15 protein-coding genes and 1 pseudogene are annotated in these 18,051 nt (G+C 58.1%); 5 read left to right on the top strand and 11 right to left on the bottom strand.

What is annotated here, in order from left to right; translation table 11 throughout:
• Positions 1 to 61: 61 nt before the first annotated feature.
• Positions 62 to 1,024, bottom strand: coding sequence for a Bug family tripartite tricarboxylate transporter substrate binding protein (locus ACYVDM_RS20250; protein ID WP_415788202.1), 963 nt, complete (start codon positions 1,022 to 1,024; stop codon positions 62 to 64).
• 113 nt (positions 1,025 to 1,137) lie between these two features.
• Positions 1,138 to 1,857, bottom strand: coding sequence for a PIG-L deacetylase family protein (locus tag ACYVDM_RS20245; protein WP_415788200.1), 720 nt, complete (start codon positions 1,855 to 1,857; stop codon positions 1,138 to 1,140).
• Between the two features lie 101 nt (positions 1,858 to 1,958).
• On the opposite strand from ACYVDM_RS20245, the gene ACYVDM_RS20240 reads away from it, so the two are divergent.
• Positions 1,959 to 2,663 carry an IclR family transcriptional regulator gene (locus ACYVDM_RS20240; RefSeq protein ID WP_415788198.1) on the top strand — a complete coding sequence of 235 codons (705 nt, stop codon included), beginning with the start codon at positions 1,959 to 1,961 and terminating at the stop codon, positions 2,661 to 2,663.
• Positions 2,664 to 2,749: 86 nt separating this feature from the next.
• Here ACYVDM_RS20240 and ggt read toward each other — a convergent pair whose 3' ends face one another.
• The gene (gene ggt / locus ACYVDM_RS20235) at positions 2,750 to 4,351 is read right to left on the bottom strand and encodes a gamma-glutamyltransferase (protein ID WP_415788196.1); all 1,602 of its coding nucleotides are present in this window, start codon (positions 4,349 to 4,351) and stop codon (positions 2,750 to 2,752) included.
• Between the two features lie 78 nt (positions 4,352 to 4,429).
• A complete protein-coding gene (locus tag ACYVDM_RS20230; RefSeq protein WP_415788194.1) occupies positions 4,430 to 5,566 on the bottom strand; it encodes a Bug family tripartite tricarboxylate transporter substrate binding protein in 1,137 nt (378 codons plus the stop codon).
• An 80-nt stretch (positions 5,567 to 5,646) separates the two neighbouring features.
• Here ACYVDM_RS20230 and ACYVDM_RS20225 point away from each other — a divergent pair.
• Positions 5,647 to 6,465, top strand: a pseudogene (locus ACYVDM_RS20225) (LysR family transcriptional regulator); the annotation flags it as partial.
• A gap of 90 nt (positions 6,466 to 6,555) precedes the next feature.
• On the opposite strand, the gene ACYVDM_RS20220 reads toward ACYVDM_RS20225, so the two are convergent.
• The 4 genes from ACYVDM_RS20220 to ACYVDM_RS20205 all read right to left on the bottom strand — a co-directional run bounded on the left by ACYVDM_RS20220 (position 6,556) and on the right by ACYVDM_RS20205 (position 11,065).
• Complete coding sequence (locus tag ACYVDM_RS20220) at positions 6,556 to 8,046, bottom strand: amidase (RefSeq protein ID WP_415788192.1); 1,491 nt, start codon at positions 8,044 to 8,046, stop codon at positions 6,556 to 6,558.
• Positions 8,047 to 8,278: 232 nt separating this feature from the next.
• Positions 8,279 to 8,992: a class II aldolase/adducin family protein gene (locus tag ACYVDM_RS20215; protein WP_415788190.1), complete on the bottom strand. Its 714-nt coding sequence runs from the start codon at positions 8,990 to 8,992 to the stop codon at positions 8,279 to 8,281.
• A 38-nt stretch (positions 8,993 to 9,030) separates the two neighbouring features.
• Entirely contained in the window at positions 9,031 to 10,020 is a 990-nt protein-coding gene (locus ACYVDM_RS20210; protein WP_415788188.1) for a tripartite tricarboxylate transporter substrate binding protein, read from the bottom strand.
• A 145-nt stretch (positions 10,021 to 10,165) separates the two neighbouring features.
• The gene (locus ACYVDM_RS20205) at positions 10,166 to 11,065 is read right to left on the bottom strand and encodes a LysR family transcriptional regulator (RefSeq protein ID WP_415788186.1); all 900 of its coding nucleotides are present in this window, start codon (positions 11,063 to 11,065) and stop codon (positions 10,166 to 10,168) included.
• Between the two features lie 125 nt (positions 11,066 to 11,190).
• Between ACYVDM_RS20205 and ACYVDM_RS20200 the strand changes: the two genes are divergently transcribed.
• From ACYVDM_RS20200 to ACYVDM_RS20190, 3 genes are read left to right on the top strand one after another with little or no spacing between them, the layout of a single operon-like run.
• Positions 11,191 to 11,967: an enoyl-CoA hydratase/isomerase family protein gene (locus tag ACYVDM_RS20200; protein WP_415788184.1), complete on the top strand. Its 777-nt coding sequence runs from the start codon at positions 11,191 to 11,193 to the stop codon at positions 11,965 to 11,967.
• Between the two features lie 47 nt (positions 11,968 to 12,014).
• Positions 12,015 to 12,980 (top strand): Bug family tripartite tricarboxylate transporter substrate binding protein, encoded by a 966-nt coding sequence (locus tag ACYVDM_RS20195; protein ID WP_415788182.1) that lies wholly within the window; start codon positions 12,015 to 12,017, stop codon positions 12,978 to 12,980.
• Positions 12,964 to 14,277, top strand: a complete 1,314-nt coding sequence (locus ACYVDM_RS20190) for a CaiB/BaiF CoA transferase family protein (protein ID WP_460475446.1) — start codon at positions 12,964 to 12,966, stop codon at positions 14,275 to 14,277. Before ACYVDM_RS20195 ends, ACYVDM_RS20190 begins: the two co-directional genes overlap by 17 nt.
• Before the next feature lie 139 nt (positions 14,278 to 14,416).
• Here ACYVDM_RS20190 and ACYVDM_RS20185 read toward each other — a convergent pair whose 3' ends face one another.
• From ACYVDM_RS20185 to ACYVDM_RS20175, 3 genes are read right to left on the bottom strand one after another with little or no spacing between them, the layout of a single operon-like run.
• Positions 14,417 to 14,626 carry a hypothetical protein gene (locus ACYVDM_RS20185; protein ID WP_415788180.1) on the bottom strand — a complete coding sequence of 70 codons (210 nt, stop codon included), beginning with the start codon at positions 14,624 to 14,626 and terminating at the stop codon, positions 14,417 to 14,419.
• Positions 14,623 to 15,792, bottom strand: coding sequence for a PepSY-associated TM helix domain-containing protein (locus ACYVDM_RS20180; RefSeq protein WP_415788178.1), 1,170 nt, complete (start codon positions 15,790 to 15,792; stop codon positions 14,623 to 14,625). The genes ACYVDM_RS20185 and ACYVDM_RS20180 overlap by 4 nt, the downstream gene beginning before the upstream one ends.
• 10 nt (positions 15,793 to 15,802) lie before the next feature.
• Complete coding sequence (locus ACYVDM_RS20175; protein WP_415788176.1) at positions 15,803 to 17,959, bottom strand: TonB-dependent receptor; 2,157 nt, start codon at positions 17,957 to 17,959, stop codon at positions 15,803 to 15,805.
• Between the last annotated feature and the right edge of the window lie 92 nt (positions 17,960 to 18,051).

Here is an 18,051-nt window from a genome sequence, read left to right as displayed (position 1 = left end):
TAACGTCTAGATGGAGGCCGGCCTGGCCTCCTATCCACTCGAACGGCCAACGCTATCCGACTCAATCAATTTGAATGTCGGCTTCCTCAATCAGCTTGGTCCACTTCGCGGTATCTTTACGCACGAGATCGGCAAGCTCTTGCGGACTGCTCGAGACAAACTCGACACCCTGCGGATCAAACTTCTTGTTGAGTTCCGGATCCTTCAACGTGTCGACCACGGCTTGGTTGAGTTTTTCCACGATCTCCGCAGGCGTGCCGGCCTTGGCAAACAAGCCATACCAAGTGGTGTACTCCATGCCCGGCAATGTCTCGGTAATCACGGGCAATGTAGACGTATAGCTCCCGGAGCTCGGCGCACTCATCGCCAGCGCGGTCACTGTGCCCTGATCAATCATCGGCTTCAAGGACGGCATGCTGCTAAACAACGCGTGAACCTGTCCTGCGGCCAGGTCCGTGATCACCTGCGACGTCCCACGATACGGCACGTGCACGACATCGACCTTCGCCTGACTCTTGAACAACTCCATGCCCAAGTGCGCAACACCGCCTACCCCTGCGGAGCCGAAGTTAACCTTGCCCGGATGGGCCTTGGCATAATCAATCAGCTCCTGCGTCGTCTTCACGGGCAGCTTGGCGGACGTCACCAAGACGTGCGGGCTTTTCGTCAGCAAGCTGATCGGCGCCAACAACGCCAAGACATCCTTGTCTTGCATCACCTTGGACGGGACCGTCATGTTGCCCGACGCGGGCATCAACAAGGTATAGCCATCGGCGTCCTGGCCCAAGACCTGGTTCAGCGCGGGTACACCATGCCCGCCGCCCAAGTTGACCACCACCACGGTCTGCCCCAGCTTCTGGCCCAGCAACGTGGCGAACTCACGCCCTACCAAATCCGCCGGCCCGCCCGCCGCAAAGGGGATCACCATCCGAATCGGGCGCTCGGGATACTCGGCCAAGGCCTGGCCCAAAGGCAACATTCCCAATATGAGTGCAGCCGCACCCAAAATTTTCTTCTTCATCATGCTCCTCCTGAGTTTCATTGCTGTAGATTTTTTGAGGTAAAACGCTGCCCGTCCCGACGTTGCGCATGCTCCTCACGCGTGGGGGCTGGCATTGCACGTCATCGGGATGATGTTCACTCTACGAAGGCGGACACCACGGCAGGGAAAATGCTCTGATAGGCTTCGCCATACAGCGTGCCTGTACTCTTGGCGCGCCGCCCTGCTTGCGCACCACGCTGCAAGGCCACACGCTCGTAATACGCCCACAGGTTGCGCTGTGTCGGCATCGCTTGCATGGCCTGCCATTTCTGATCCCACACCGAGGTGATTTCCAGCAGCAGATTTGGCTTGAAACCACACAGCTCGGATTGGTGCGGCTCAAAGCACAGAATCTGTGGCGGCACGACATGGTCGGCCCCGTGCCCGGGCGCCATCGCGTGCATACGGGCGCGCAACACCATTTCATAAGTCCGGCAATGATCCAGATTAGAGGGATCATGCTCCGGATGGGTCAGCACCGCCGCGGGCGTTGTCGCACGCATGGCTCGGGAAATACGCGATATGGCCTCGGGCGAATCAGGTAAGGGATAGTCGCCCAAATCATAGAAGTCCAGCGAGGCTACGCCGAGGATCTTGGCGGCTGCCTCGGCCTCGGCACGCCGCAATTGCTTGACTGTATCGCGCGCCACCGGCTCGGATCCTTGCCAAGCCGCATTCGACTCGCCGTTTTCGCCATAACTCAGGCAAATCAAATGGACAGGAACGCCACGCTGCGCATGCAGCGCCATAGCGCCGCCACAGCGCCAGACAAAATCGCCGACATGCGCGGTCACCACCAATAGGGAGCTCGACATTCCTGTCTCCTTGATCTTTTTGAATGATGCCACCATTGTATTTTCGTACAACTGCGCTGTACTCTATACAACAGACTAGGATATACAAGGGAAATTAGCTGATGAGCAACGATGGCGTTACCGCGGTAGAACGCGCATTAAGTGTGCTGGACTGCTTCAAACCTGGAGCTGAACATCTTTCGCTAGCGGACTTTGCCACTCGGTTGAGCCTGCACAAAACCACGATCTTTCGGTTATTGAATTCGCTGGTCCGCTGCGGCTATGTCGTTCGCGAGATCGACGGCCGCTACAGCCTGGGGCCGCGCGTGCTGTACTTGGCGCGGGTCTACGAGCGCGGCTTTGACCTCGACGCCGTCGTGATGCCCATACTGGAACGCCTGTCCGAGGAAACCGGCGAAAGCGCAGCGTATTACGTAGAGTCCGGGCAGCCCGGTCACCGCCTGTGCTTATTTCGTCATCAACCCCATCAGGGGCTACACAGTCAGGTCTTGGCCGGCACCGTGATGCCGCCGGACCTCTCGTCGACGGGACGCGTGTTTGCCATGTGGGCCCAAGGCAAATGCTCGAGTGACGAACGGCTGCCACTCTCTTCTCGCGGGGCGCGAGATCCCTATACGTCTTCGTGGTCGACACCCGTCATTGGTGACGATGATCGCTTCGTCGGGGCGCTGACTATCGCGGGACCTACGGCTCGCCTGGATCACGTGGACAAAGCCCGCTTCGAGAGCTTGGTCCAGGGCTACGCGCACGAGCTATCCAAACGCTTGGGCGCCTCTGCCGAGATACGAGACGCACTGTATAAGTGAAATGCGAGCTGATGATGCCGTCAGCTACAAAAGCACCAAGCGACTAGCGCCTGCGACGCACCGGCGCTGCGCTCGGTGCGCGCGCATCACAATCCCACTGCGTAGCCATCTTTGCGATGGTCGGATGCCGCAAGATAACCCTCTTCGAGTCGCATCGCCATTTGAGCACTGCCGAACTCTAGGTCAAATCGCGGCGCCACATGGACGTCATGACCGAGCATACGCAATTGTGTCACCACATCGGGCGGTGTGTTCCACTCGACAGCAACGCCCATATTGTCGTCCTTGACGCGCCAGCGAGGCGCGTCGCTGGCCGCTTGAGGGTTTTGCCCAAAATCGGCTAGACGGCTGACCATTTGAAGATGGCCTTGTGCCTGCATCGACCCACCCATCAGACCGAAGCTCATCAGCGGCGTGCCATCTTTCATGACAAAGCCGGGAATGATCGTGTGAAAAGGACGTTTTCCAGGAGCAACCACATTGGGATGGCCGGCACGCGTGCTGAAGCCCCAACCACGATTTTGCAACGCGATACCAGTACCCGGCACGACCACACCCGACCCGAACCCCTTGAAGTTGGATTGAATGAAAGAAACCATCATGCCCTGCTTGTCGGCGGCTGTCAGATAAACGGTGCCACCGCTATGTGGCGAGCCATGACGTGCAGTACTGGCACGATGGGGATCGATGTGTTTGGCGCGCTCTGCCAGATAACCAGGATCGAGCAATTGCTCGCTCGTGACTGCCATGTGGTCCGGGTCACCAACATGCTCGCTCATATCAGCAAACGCGAGTTTCATCGCCTCGATTTGCAGGTGCAAGGTTTGAGCGGTATCCAGGCCACTGGCACGCAGGTCGAATGCATTGAGCATACCCAACGCCATCAGCGCGCCGATGCCTTGCCCATTGGGACCAATCTCGTAAAGCTCATGACCCCGATACTTCATGCTGATGGGGGCGACCCAATCCGCCGTGTGCGACGCCAGATCTTGCTCTGTCATCAGCCCACCCGTGTTGCGTGCATGCGTGGCAATAGCAGCGGCCAGCTCTCCCCGATAAAAGCTCTCACCCTTCGATTGCGCAATCAGTTCCAACGTTTTGGCCTGGCCAGGATAAGTGAACCGCTCTCCCGGGCGTGGCGCACGTCCGCCCGGTGCGAATGCTTCGGCAAAGCCGGGCTGCCCTTGCAGCTTGGCAATCTGCTTCTGCCATTGGCGATGCACGGTCGGTGATACAAGATAGCCATCGCGTGCATAACGAATAGCGGGCTCAAATAAGTCCTCGAACGGCAGGGTGCCAAATTTTTCCCAGATCGCACGCCAACCCGATACGGTACCCGGCACCGTCACACTGCCCCATCCAATGGAATCCATTTCGGCCTTGTCCGCAAACCGCGCGGTTTCCCACGCGGCAGGCGCTCGCCCTGACGCATTCAGACCGTGTAATGCCTTTCCATCCCAAACGATGGCAAACATATCGCCGCCGATGCCATTCATACATGGCTCGACCACGGTAAGCGCAATGGCAGTCGCCAACGCGGCATCGACGGCATTTCCGCCGCGCGCGAGCATTTGCAGACCCGCGGCACTCGCCAAAGGTTGCGACGTACTGACGACATTGTCGGCCAGGACGGGCATACGTTGTGAGGGATAGGGAAACTGCCAGAATGAATCGTCGGTGATGGGCATAAGATGACTGGGCGAAAGGAGGATACTGGCGACAGAGAGGTCACCAGTATCGTGACCCGCGATGCGGGAGAGATTGATTTACTTCGCGACGGCGATGTTCAAGCTTTTGACTTTCTTGTTCCAGAATGACTGCTGCTCCAAGATAAACCCAGGCAACGCCTCGCGATCAATTTTGCTAATCAGAAAGCCTTGGGCAGCGATCGCTTTACGGAAACCTTCGTCGGCTTGCGCTTTAGCCAAAGCGGCATAGATCACGTCGATGCGTGCGCTCGGCGTCCCTTTGGGCGCCATCAACGCAAAAAGGTTTTCGGCTTGCAGGCCGGACACGCCCAACTCTTCCATGGTGGGCACCTCCGGAATCACTCCCAGACGCGTGGCCGAGGCGACGCCCAGCACATTGACACGGCCTGCCTCGATATGCGGCAATGAGCTGGTGACGCTGTCGAACATGAAGGCCGACGACCCTGTGATCACTTCCGGCAAAGCCTGGCTACTCCCCTTGTAGGGGATCTGCAGCGCATCCACACCCGCTTGCTCCTTGAATATCTCGGCCTCGAGGTTGGATAAAGTGCCGGCGCCCATCGAGGCATAATTGTATTTCCCCGGCGCGGCCTTCAGATAACTAACCAGGCCAGCAAAATCCTTCACGCCGATTTTGGTTGGTACAACCAAAATATGAGGTGCGCTGGCAATACCGCCGATAGCTTCAAAGTCCTGGTCCAGTGATACCGGCTGCTTGCCATTGACTCCCTCATAGACCGCATTGGACATCACCGACGAGATATAGAGCGTATACCCGTCGGGTTCTGCGCGGGCACCGGCCTGCATTCCAATATAGCCACCCGCGCCTGGGCGGTTCAAGACAACTACTGATTGACCGAGCGTAGCGCCCATGTATTGGCTGAGTTCACGCGCCAGTACATCGGTTGCCCCACCAGCGGGAAACGACAGAATGAGCTGAATAGCGCGCTGTGGAAACTCCGCCGCCTGGACAGGCGCGGTAAACCAACCGCTAACGGCGAATAGCCCGAGAATGCTCAACACACGAGCCGCCTTGCGCATGATTGACAAGGAAACACGCGCATAAGCGAAGGATCGGCTAGCAACATACCCTCTCAAGCCGACGTATTGATTGACCATTTTTTTCCCCTGATCGTTGATTGATGACTGTGCGAGCCGACGGTTGACCCGTCTTGTCCGGCTCGACCAATCCATTCTAAGAATTGCTATTTCTGCAATCAAGCCAAATAATTAGCATGGTAATTGCCTAAATTAGAATTCATCGGGATGCTCTCTTGCTAAGTACCGCTCATCGCTATTTTCTGGAAGTCGTGCGCACCGGCAGTATCAAGGAGGCGGCCTTGCGGCTGCACGTCGCGCCGTCGGCAATCAGTCGCCAGATTGCAAAGCTGGAAGACAATACGGGTGCACTGCTTTTCCATCGGCGTCCGCATGGCATGGTGCTGACGCGGCCAGGTGAGCTGTTGGCGGATCACACCCGGCGCATGTCACTGGAGTCGGAGCGAGTATTACGCGATATCCACAGCCTCGGCGAACGAGGCGCCACAACTATCCGTATCGGCTCGAACGAGGCGGTAGCACGCAACCTTTTGCCCAAGGCCATTTGCTTGTACCGGGATCATCATGCGGATGTGGCATTTCAGGTGCAGGTGGCGTCTCCACTCGTGATCGCTCAACGATTGCGGGACAAGATCATCGACATTGGCATCGCTTTCAATCTGGCCGCTCATGAAGGTATTGATGTTCGATACGAACGAGCCTCTCCGGTGCGAGCAATCATGGCCCCCCATCATCCGCTCTCGTCCCGCAAACGACTGTCGCTCGCCACGCTAAAGGGGCATCCCATCGCACTGACCGACTCGGGCACCACGGTGCGTTTATTGTTCGATTCGTGGCAAGCAGCGGATGACGAATCCGCCTTTGACGTCGCGTTTTCGAGCAATTCATCGTCCATGATCCGCAGCATTGTTGAAGCCGGACACGCCGTCACGCTTGCCGGCGCGATTACGCTCAACGATGCGCTGGCCGCTGGCTCACTGGTGGCCATCCCTATCGCCGATGCCGCGTTTGGCACACGTACCTTGCAAGTACAGACGGCGACCGATGCGCGATTGTCGGCGCTATCGGAGGCATTCCTGCCCGTTCTCATTGCCGAACTGGAACGCCGCCAGGCTGCAGCTTAACTATTGATGCTGCGGTGGCGCGGTCACTATCGACGTCAGCGCCGGATCAGCGGGCTTGAGCGCCGCGAGATTCGGACGTGGTCGGCGCAGCGTATCAATACGCGCAAAGGCCTGCTCCATCGCATACGACGCGCCCAGCACCTCGCGATCGCCACGGAACGGCCCAATGATCTGCAGACCAAACGGCATTCCACTGCCATCCAGACCACAAGGCAATGACAAAGCGGGATGCGTGGTCAGCGTCACCACATACGTCAGCGCAAGCCAACGATAGTAGTTCTCCTGTTTCTCGCCATTGATCGTATCCGCGTACAGCGTTGTCCACGGGAATGGCGATACCGGCGTCGTCGGTGACAAGATCAAATCGTAGTCGGCATAGATCTCTTGGAAGCGCTTCAAGATGCATGTCTGCTCGGCCTGCGCCCAGGCGCTGTCTTGCAGGCTCATGACAACACCCATCTCGTAGTTGGCACGCGTATTCGGGCCAAGACTATCGGGGTTCTTTTCGTAAGCCTCGCGCATGCCTGCCACAAATGCCTCGGCACGCAATACATCAAAGCATCGATGCACTTCGCCTAGATCCACGTCAATGGGATCGCAGGCCGCAAACAAATGCTTCATCGCCGCGATTTTTTCACGGAAACTAGCGCGCATACCGTTATCCACAGCGCACGCACCAAAGTCTTCGGTGTACGCCACACGCAGTGAACCTAGATCGACAGACTCGGGACGCAAAAACGACAACGGGTCCAGAGGATAGCTCAGGGGGTCTCCCGCATCCATTCCTGCCGTGGCCGCCATTTGTAGGCAAGCATCCTCCACTGTGCGACCCATTGGCCCTACCACCGAAATCGAGGTCCAACCCAATAATTTACGCACACTGGGCACCACGCCGGGCGATGGACGAAAACCCACCACACCGCATTTAGCGGCGGGAATGCGTAATGACCCTCCCGTGTCAGAACCCGTGCACACGGGCAACATGTCGCAGGCCAAAGCAGCGGCAGATCCACCCGAGGAGCCGCCAGCATTCAAATTCGGATTAAACGGATTCCCCGTCGCGCCCCACACCGCATTGCGCGAGTTCGCCCCGGCGCCCATCTCGGGCACGTTCGTCTTGCCCGTCACAATCGCGCCCGCACGACGCAGCCGCGCGACCAACTCGACGTCCTCTTCTGGAACGTGATCCCGATAAATCGGCGAACCAAACGTAGTCAGTAAGCCGGCCGTCGGCTCTAGATCTTTCACGCCCATCGGCAGACCATGCAGTAAACCTAGTTTATCCCCCGCCATCACCGCCCGCTCCGCCGCACGCGCTTCTGCGCGAGCGCGTTCATAGGCTTTGGCTGTCACCGCGTTCACATAAGGGTTCACCGCTTCGATACGGGCGATACACGCCTCCAGCAACTCCACAGGGGAAAGCTGCCGTGCGCCTATCATCCGCCGCAACGTCACCGCGGAAAGAGAAACCAGAGAGTCATCCAGCGCCATGGTGGGAATACCTCGATCGGACGTGAGTCAATGTGGTGAATCAGCATACGTCTCTTCGGGGCAGACAATCAAATCGACGCACGATGAAGGCAGACGATACGTCAACAGTCCTTACTTTGCCTGAATACTGGCGCGTTTAGCGATATCTGCAATACATCGCGCTTCTTGGTCTTGCGCACCGCTTACCAACTTGCGGGGGAAGACCGTGATAGGCATTGCATAGCCACGGCAATCACTCATAGGCCTTCTTTTTCCACAGTTCCCAGGGTCGATTCATTACACCGGCCATCATCTCGTCAGCCAGCGCGGCCTCTTCCTGGCTCAGGTAGGTGATGTCGCCATTCAGGCCGATGGCCTTTTGCTGAAGCGCCGCATTCATTTCGGTATAGATGGCGCGATAGACCGCGACCGGTATGCCGTCGCCCACGGAGACGAAACCATGTCCGCGCATCAATGAAATCTGCCGATCACCGAGTGTCTTCGCCAACTCTTTGCCATGATCGCGATTGCGCACCAGCATGTCCGTGTCCCCAAAGCAGCATCGGATATCAAACACCGGTGCGCCGCTGCCTAGAAAGCCCGCCATGTGGTAAATGGGCTGCAACCGCACGGAAGATCCCGCAAAAGGGATGACCGATGGCGAATGGCTGTGCACGACGGCATGGACGTCGGGCCGCGCACGATAGATCTCGCCATGAATATAGCGCTCGAGATAGGGCTTTCGGTCGTCGTCCGTGGTCACTTCAGAGTCCATGCCAAACTCCATGATGTCGTCGGCGGTGACGAGCTCGGGAGCTAGCGAGCGAGACAACAGAAAGCGCTGCGTATCGTGCGGATGCCGCACACTGACATGGCCGAAACCGTCCAGCACGCCAAAGCGTGCCAGTACGCGGTTGGCGACGACCAGATCATCGATGCAGGTCTTGAGATCATGCGAATTGCTCATGGAGTGTCCTTACAACAAAGTCTGAAATTGAAGCCGCGCTATTGCAGTTTGATGCCGGAATGTTTGGCCAGATTACCGTACATCTCCAGATCCTTATCAATTTGACTAGCCATCGCGGTAGCGCCAGTCTTCTCGATCTCGTAGTAGCGATCGCGGAACGCTTTCTGCACGTCGGGGTCCGCCATGGTGGCGGTAACGGCCGCCTCGAACTTCGCCTTCACCTCTTTGGGCAAGCCCTGCGGGCCAAACACACCGAACCAAACCGAAATATCCAAAGCGCCGAACGGCTTGGTCTCGGCGATGGTTGGCAGATCTGGCAGGAACGACACCCGCTTGGCGGATGCCACAGCCAGCATGCGTAACTTACCCGTCTCGGCGTGCGGCGCCAGATTGGGAATCGTGCTGAAAAGGATGGGCACCTGATTGCCGAGTCCGTCATTAATAGCCGGCGCGCATCCCTTGTAGGGCACATGCACCATGTCAAGATCGGCGGCCAGTCTGATGGACTCACCCGCAAAGTGCTGCGGCGTACCGTTGCCGCAGGAAGAATAGCTGAGCTTGCCGTTGTTCTTCCGGATGAAGTCGATCAACTCGGGCACTGTCTTGGCCGGTATCGTTGCATTGACACCCAACGCCACAGGTGCGAGCACCAGCAGGGATAGCGGTGTCAGCTGTTTGCGTACATCCGGCGTACCCTGCATATTCAAGCTGGCATTGATAGTAAGCGTGCTGTTAGTCAGCAAAAAGGTATACCCATCTGCCGGTGCGCCGGCGACCTGATTGGCGCCGATATTGCCTGAGGCGCCCGGCTTGTTATCCACGATGACGGATTGACCGCCCAACTGCGCGGGCAGTTTGGTGGCCAGCAGCCGGGCGACAGTATCGGCACCCCCGCCTGCGGAAAATGGCACGACCAGGGTAATGGGACGGTCAGGGTAGGTATCAGCGGCATGGACGGCAGCCGAGCCCAGCGTAAAGCTCAGCAACAGAGCGTACGACATCCTCCGCAGTAGCGGGGCGATAAGCATGACGGTTGTCTCCGGGGTTAATTATTTATTTCTTCGAATGCAAGCCATTATCTGATCGCCGTCATATGGGTTCAAATGAAATAATCGTATTAACCATACGGTCTAGCGTATGGGTCGATAAGTTTGTTCCGGAAACAGCCCACCGCTAAATCCCTATTTCCTGCCCCACCACTCGGTGCCAGGCACTAAGAATGGCGCTATCGTTTTCGGCATGAAGCCAGGCACCATGAACCACGGACTCCACTGTACTGTCCTCGATCGTCGCGAAGCGCACGTCGGGTAGTTTTGCGTTGGCGAGCGCACGCGGCACCAAAGTTACACCCATGCCTTTCGAGACGCAGGCCACCACGGTCAGCCAGTGCCGAACGTGGTGCTGGATATCCGGGTGAAAGCCCGCAGCCAAGCAACGAGCAACGACCTGATCGTAATACGACGGCGAGAAGGCCCGTGAGAACAAGACAAAGGGCTCGTCGCGAAAATCACTCAGTTTCTGTATCTGTTCGCTGCTGGCTGGGTGTTTCAGCGGCAAACACAGTAGAAATGGCTCGCTTAGCAGCTCGCGGGCAGCGATCTCCGTCGGCAGCTTTGTGCTGTGAACAAATCCATAGTGGATTTGACGCCCCAACAGCGCTGGAATCTGATCCGAGGTACTGAGCTCCAACAATTGCAAAGCCACCGCGGGGAACTCGGCTCGGAACCGATCGACCGCCCGATCCAGGCCCCGATACAACATAGATGCGAAAAAGCCGACGCGAAGCACCCCATCCAAGCCTCCATGCACTCTGGTCGCGACATCTGCCGCTTGTCGAACTTGGGATAAGGCTTTGCACGCCTCTTGATAAAAGGCCGTGCCCGCCGCCGTCAACCTGACATCGTGCGACGAGCGCTCCACGAGCGCAAAACCGAGCTGCTGTTCCAACTGGCGTATGGATACGCTGAAGGGTGGCTGCGATATGTTGCAGCGCCGCGCCGCGCGACCAAAGTGCAGTTCTTCAGCGAGAGCAACAAAATGCCTGAAATGTCGGAGTTCTATACCTGTGGTCATTCGCGGGGCGTATGGGTCGTTCCGTAAAACGTATTGGACGCTAGGGTGGGTTTGACGCACATTATGTCCCGATTCAGGCTGTTGCGGCGTCAAGCCCGCCAGCACCCAAATATGGAGGCAACCCAGTGAAAGAGTTCGTTCGATACGAGGTTATAGAAGGCGTTGCAGAAATCACCATGGATCGCGGACCAGTGAACGCCATCAACATGCAATTGGCGCGCGAAGTCGTTGACGCCTACCATCGTGCCCGGCAGGATGATTCGGCACGAGCCGTCATCTTGAAAAGTGCCTTGCCAACAGTATTCTCTGCCGGGGTCGACTTGAAGATCGCACTGGAATTCAACGGCCAAGCACTACGTCGACTAATTGAGGTCTTTTACTACGAGATGCACGAGGCGCTCTATCGCATGGGCAAGCCCGTCATTGCAGCCGTAAACGGGCATGCGCGCGCAGCCGGAGTAACTTGGGCCGTGTCCTGCGACATGGTAATCGCCGCAGAAGAAGCCGAAATGGGATACCCCGAGATCAACGTGGGGCTCCTACCTGCCATGCATCTGGTTCATCTGCCGCGACAAGCAGGGCGCCATCGGGCCGCTCACCTACTTTTCACTGGCGATATTGTCAGTGCGGAAGAAATGATGCACCTCGGTGTAGTCAATGAAGTAGTACCACGCGAACGGGTCCTTGAACGCGCCCGGGCGTTGGCGCGGCGGCTTGCACAGAAGTCGCCGTTAGCCATGCGTATGTTGCGAGACGCGTTCATGCGCGCCAACGATCTCGACTATCGACGCTCGATGGAAAGCGTCGTCGAGACGATGTGCCTATTGAAAGAATCGGAAGATTCGCGCGAAGCACTTCGTGCATTCGTCGAGAAACGTGAACCCGTTTTCCTGGGTATCTAGTTCTACGGGCCCGATGCCTATTTAAAAAAATAAAACAGGAGACAACTATGATTAGAAAATTCATGCCGAGTATCGCAGCCTTGCTCGTAGCTGCCGTCGCAGGCATCGCACACGCAAGCGGCACCTATCCCAACAAGCCAGTAAAAATCATCGTGCCATTCACGGCAGGAACAGCAACCGACACGATTACCCGCATTATCGCCAGCGGGCTCACCCAGTCACTGGGCCAGCCAGTCATCGTAGAAAACCGTGCGGGCGCCGACGGTGCGATCGGTGCAGCAGAGGTGGCCCGTGCTGCTCCCGACGGATATACCCTGTTGATGTCCACTAACGGCTTCTGCGCCGTACCGTCAATGCGGAAAAGTCCACCCTACCACCCCATCAAAGACTTCTCGCGCATCTCTATGGTGGGGCGCTACTCGTTCTTTCTATTTGTCAACGCATCAGTCCCCGCACATTCCCTACAAGAATTGCTGGACTATGGCCGCGCGCACCCTGAAAAGCTGAACTACGCCACCGGCAATCCGACGGGCATCGTCGCCACCGGGCAGATGCTCTCACTGTCCAAGGTCGACATGCTGCATGTCCCCTACAAAGGCGAGCCTGCCGGTGTCACAGATCTGGTGGCCAATCGCGTACAGCTAATGTTTGCAACGCCAACCACTGCCGGTCAGTACGTTGCCCAAGGAAAGCTACGCATGTTGGCCACTACGCTGCCTACACGCAGCCCGGCCTTCCCTGAGATTCCAACAATGAAGCAAGCGGGTGTCCCCGCGTTCTCAGTCTCTTCCTGGGCAGCCTTGCAGGGACCCGCCAATATGCCGAGTGATCGGGCCGAAAAACTGTCGCGCGCGGTGGCCAAGGTACTCCAACAGGAGGATATCAAGCAACAGTTGGCACGCCAGAACTTCCTCCCCGCCAGTTCCACCACCGCGGAGCTGGAAGTCTTTATCAAAGATCAGCTTGCGGTCTACGCACAAACTCTGAAAGAAGCGAATGTCCAACTCCAATGACGGTTCTCTGGCGGAGATGAATCAAGCCGATACTGGTGCACTATCGGGTGTCGTCGTACTCGATCTGACACGGATACTCGCTGGCCCTTGGTGTACGCAAATGTTGGCCGATTTCGGCGCGGAGGTCATCAAGATCGAACGTCCGGAAGTCGGCGACGATACGCGAAGCTGGGGACCACCCTGGATGCCTAACGCCGATCTAGCTCCAGGGCCCGACGCTGATAATCCAAGCACAGCAGGCAACCAGCGTCACTCAACCTACTTCGCCGCGGCCAACCGCAACAAAAAATCTGTGTCTGTGGATATCTCCAATGCCGACGGCCAGAAGCTTGTGCACGCCCTCGCCATGCATGCCGATGTGCTGATCGAGAACTTCAAAGTGGGAGACCTCGCCCGCCACGGGCTGGATTACGCGTCGCTCTCTCGTGCAAAGCCCGGACTAATCTACTGCTCGATCACTGGTTATGGTCAAACGGGCCCCTATGCTGCCCGTCCTGGATATGACTTTATTTTTCAGGGGGAAGGCGGCTTGATGAGCGTCACAGGTGAGCGTGACAATCTCCCTGGTGGCGGGCCTCAGAAAGTCGGCGTGGCTATCGCGGATATCGTCACGGGGATGTACGCGTCAAGCGCAGTGCTCGCCGCGCTCCACCGGCGGGCCACGACCGGCACGGGTCAGTACATAGATCTTGCATTACTCGACTGCATAACAGCTTTTGGTGCGAACCTGGCTTTTAACCATTTGGTCAGCGGGGACGTACCACAGCGCTACGGTAATGCACACCCTGCTCTGGTTCCCTATGAAGTACTGAAATCGAGCGATGGTCACGTCATTGTGGCCGCCGGCAACGACGCGCAATGGCAGCGATTCTGCCAGGCATTGCAACGGGACGATCTGGCTACCGATCCGCGCTACGCTACGGGAAGCGACCGCATCATTCATCGTCAGGCGTTGATCCCGGAAGTCGAGCGTACCTTTATCACGCGGGAGTCAGCATACTGGCTAGCGCGACTGACTGATCACGGCATCCCAAACGGTCGTATCAACGATTACAAAGCGGTTTTTGAACATCCGCAAATCCAACATCGAAACATGCAGGTCAATATGCCGGATAACGACGGAAAACAGGTCCCCGGTGTAGCGAATCCGGTGAAGTTCTCCGAATCTGTTGTGCAATATCGCCACGCAGCCCCTAAGCTTGGACAGCACACACGAGAAGTACTGAGTGAAAGACTAGGCATGGAAGCATCGGCTATCCAATCGCTGGCAGATCGGCGCGTTATAGCTATGCGCTAAGCATTGGATAATGGGCATGGGTATCGATAAACCAAATCGGGCGCCGCACCGTCAAAAAGAGCATCCTAGGGCAGCAAGGCGCTTATCAAACCGCTGTGCCTATCAGTGAAGCAACGTCCGAGCATAACTCTCGCCCCGTTCACCCGCCTCGTCGACGCCAGGCCCACACCACAGTCGCAATCGGCGCCAGTATCACCAGCCACGACAATCCGTCCCAAACGCCATCGCCCAGCAGCGCCGATACAAGACCAACGATAGACGCTACGCCCAACCAGATCGGGACGTTAAAAACCTCGCCAGGCGATTGCTGGTGATCGGTGCGCACATACCGGAATTCATACTTGTTCATTGCGCGACCTCGTTAGTATTCGTGCGGCGCAGGGCACTTGCGGGCTCTGGCATGCCGTCGGTCTGCGTCTTGGGCGCCGTCACCGCCTTGGGCTTGCGCAACCACAGGTATAAGCCGCTGCCCAGGACAACGATAGCGAAAATGTCCAACAACGCCCATAGCAGCTTCAACGGCAGACCGCCGTAGTCGCCAAAGTGCAGCGGCTGCGACAGGAACAGCGTCTTCACGTACCAGGGCATATCCCGCGAATCGGTCAGGCGACCGGTGGAGGCATCGACCAGGGCAGGCTTGAGCAGGCGCGCAGTGACTGGCGTGCTGCCCTTCAGAAAGAAGGTGTAGTGATGGGGACTGGAGAACATCGTTCCCGGAAATGCCACCAGGCTCACAGTCATGTCGGGCACCGCGGCGCGAGCGGCGCGGATGGACTGTTCCAGATGCGCAGGCTGGGTCACAGGCGGCAAGCCGCGGTAAGGCGCCGTCATTTCGGCCATCTGGTCCATCTGCCACAGTCCCAGGACGACTCGGTTCAGTGTATTAATGGTACCCGTAATACCCACCACCGTAAGCCAGACCACCGTGACGATGCCCAGCAGGTTGTGCCAGTCCAGCCATTTGACGCGCGTGCTTCGCTGGGTGCGTAGCGCGCCGAATTTCAGGCGGCGCATGAAGGGGTAGTACAGCACCACCCCCGACACGATGGCCACGACCATCAGCAGGCCCATGGCCCCCAGGAATAGCATGCCCGGCAACCCTGCAAACATATCCGTATGGAGCTTGAGCATGACATACATGAAACCTTCATTGGTCGCCGGTTCGTCCAGCACCTTGGCCGTGCGCGAATCCACAACGACCGCGTTGTTCTCCTCGGGCGGGGCATCGACGGCACTGGCCATCGAGACATACGTAATGTCGGGATGCTCATCCTGCTCCCAGAACATGTAGCGGATGACCTCGCCCGGACGGCGTTCCAATGCCGCCTGCGCAATCTGGTCCATACTGGCGTTCGGCGTACCCGCAGGCATGAGCGGCGCCTCGACCACGCCCGACAGGTGCTCGATTTCTTCGTGAAAGATAAGGGGTAGCCCGGTCAGGCAAAGCAGCAGCATGAATACCGTGCAGACCAGACTGCTCCACTTATGAATCCAGGACCAAGTATGGGTAGACATCACGGTGTCCTCAGAAGGCGATGCTGGTCGATAGTGTGAACGTGCGCGGCGATCCTACAAACAGGTAGCCCGCGGTCGCGGTGCCCCAGTAATCCCTGTCAAACAGGTTTTCCACATTCAGGCGGAACGTGACGGGCTTACCACTGATCTTGGTCTCGTAGCGCGCGCCGGCGTCAACCCGGGTCCAGCTGGGAACGGACAGCGAATTGGCGGCATCGGCATACGTGCTGGCGGTGTAGATGACACGCCCCGTCAACGTCAAGCCTGGCAGGAAAGGCGTATCCCATTCCGCGCCGAGGTTGAATTGCCAATCGGGCACGCCGATGGCCTTGTTGTCTTCGAGGTCGGGTGACACGGCGTCGGTGATGACGCCGTCGATGTAGCTGACGCCGCCCAGTAATCGCACGCCACGCGTCACCTCACCTGCGAAGGTAGCCTCCAGGCCGCGGTTGCGCTGTTCACCGAAGACACCAAAGGTATCGCCAGAGATGCCGGAACTGGGCCGGGTCAGTTCAAACAGGCTGATCGTGGCCAATATGTCGTCGTTCAGGTTGTATTTGACGCCGATCTCTTTTTGCTTGGACTTGAACGGCGGTAGCGTTTCACCGGGATTGGTAATTGCCGCGCTGGTGGGTGCGGTGTCGCCCTGGGACAAGCCTTCGACGTAGCTGGCATACAGCGAGAGGTCGGGCCGTACTTTGAATACCACGCCGGCGAATGGCGTAGTGGCGCGCTCGTCGTAGCGCGGCCCACTGGCATCGCCAGTCATGAAGTTGTAGTTCTGGCTTTCTACCTGCTGGCGGCGCACGCCCAAAGACAATTGCAACTGATCCTGCATGAAGGACAGGGTGTCCGCCAAGGCATAGCTGGTGAGTTTCGTATCCTGGTATCGCCGCAGCGGGTTGTCGACGCCGGATGTAGAGGGGGTGTCGAAGACGTCGCCCGAATAGATATTGGAACTGCCAACCGGATAGTCCGTATAGAAACCCAGTCGGGCGTCCTGGTCCAGCTTGGTGTAGCTGAAGGCGACGTTGTGATTCACCGGGCCGGTGGCGAACGTACCGCGTAAGCCAGCCTCGGTGGACTTGCTGTCGACCGTCATCCGTTGCCAGCCGCCAGCGAAGGAATAATCGCCTTGCGAGTTCAGCAGGACGGGGTTCGCGGCAAAGGAATCCCAGTTCAACTTGCGCTGACCATAACCGGCGTAGGCGGTGATGTTGTCCGTCAAGTCGTATTCGACCTTGAAGACACCCGAGCCATTGCGACCATCGCTATAGCCCAGGCCGGGATAGGGGTTGTTGTTGCTCGGCGCCTCGGGGACCGACGTCAAGGCCGGGCCCATCTGGAACTGGCGCACGACATTGTCGATGTGTTCCTTTTGCCAAAGCAGGTCCAGTGAGGCGCGCAGTGATTCGCCACGATAGTCCAGCGCCAGAGAAGCCAGGCTATCACGCACCGATTGACCCTTGATCGGCGTATCACCATCCCGGGTCATCGCGTTCACGCGTATCCCGAAAGCGTTGTCCGGCCCGAAGCGGCGGCCGATGTCTGCATGCACGCCAAAAACAGAGTCCGATGCCACGCTGCCTGTAATGCGGGTGATCGGCTCATCGGTCGCGCGCTTGGGCACCAGGTTGACGACGCCACCTATGCTGCCGCCCGGCGTCATGCCAAACAGTGCCGCGGACGGGCCTTTGATGATTTCCACCCGCTCCAGCGTCTCGACGGGGGCACGCCAGTAGGGAGCCAAGCCGAACATGCCGTTGAACGCAAAGTCCGCCGTAGGCACATTGAAGCCGCGGATGGTGAGGTCTTCGTTAATGTTGGATCGCGCACTGCTCATGCGTACAGACGGATCCAAGGTAGCCACGTCGGCCACAGAGCGCGCCTGCGCGTTTTCTATGGTCTGGGCGGTGTAGCTCGTAACGCTGAAGGGCGTGTCCATGATGGAGGTGTTGCCCAGAATGCCCATGCGGGCCCCCCCGCCGATCTGGCCCCCCGCGATCGGCGCAGGCGCCTCGCCCAAGGCCTCCGGCGCACCCGACACCGTGACGGTGGGTAACACGCTGATGGACGCCGCATCCGGTGCCGTCGTCTGTGCCGTTGCCGTCGCCGCATAAAACGCCACGCCGCCACCGGTCAATACGCGTTTGATGGCTACGGTCATGCGTCTTTGCGCGCCTGCGCGATCGCCGGAGGGTTGTTCCACCATGAATTCCATGTTCAAAAGTAACAGAACACGTATGATAATCGTTATTA

This window comes from Bordetella tumulicola, assembly GCF_054779135.1.
Note: the sequence above shows the minus strand (reverse complement) of the source record. Positions and strands in the feature narration are given on the sequence as shown.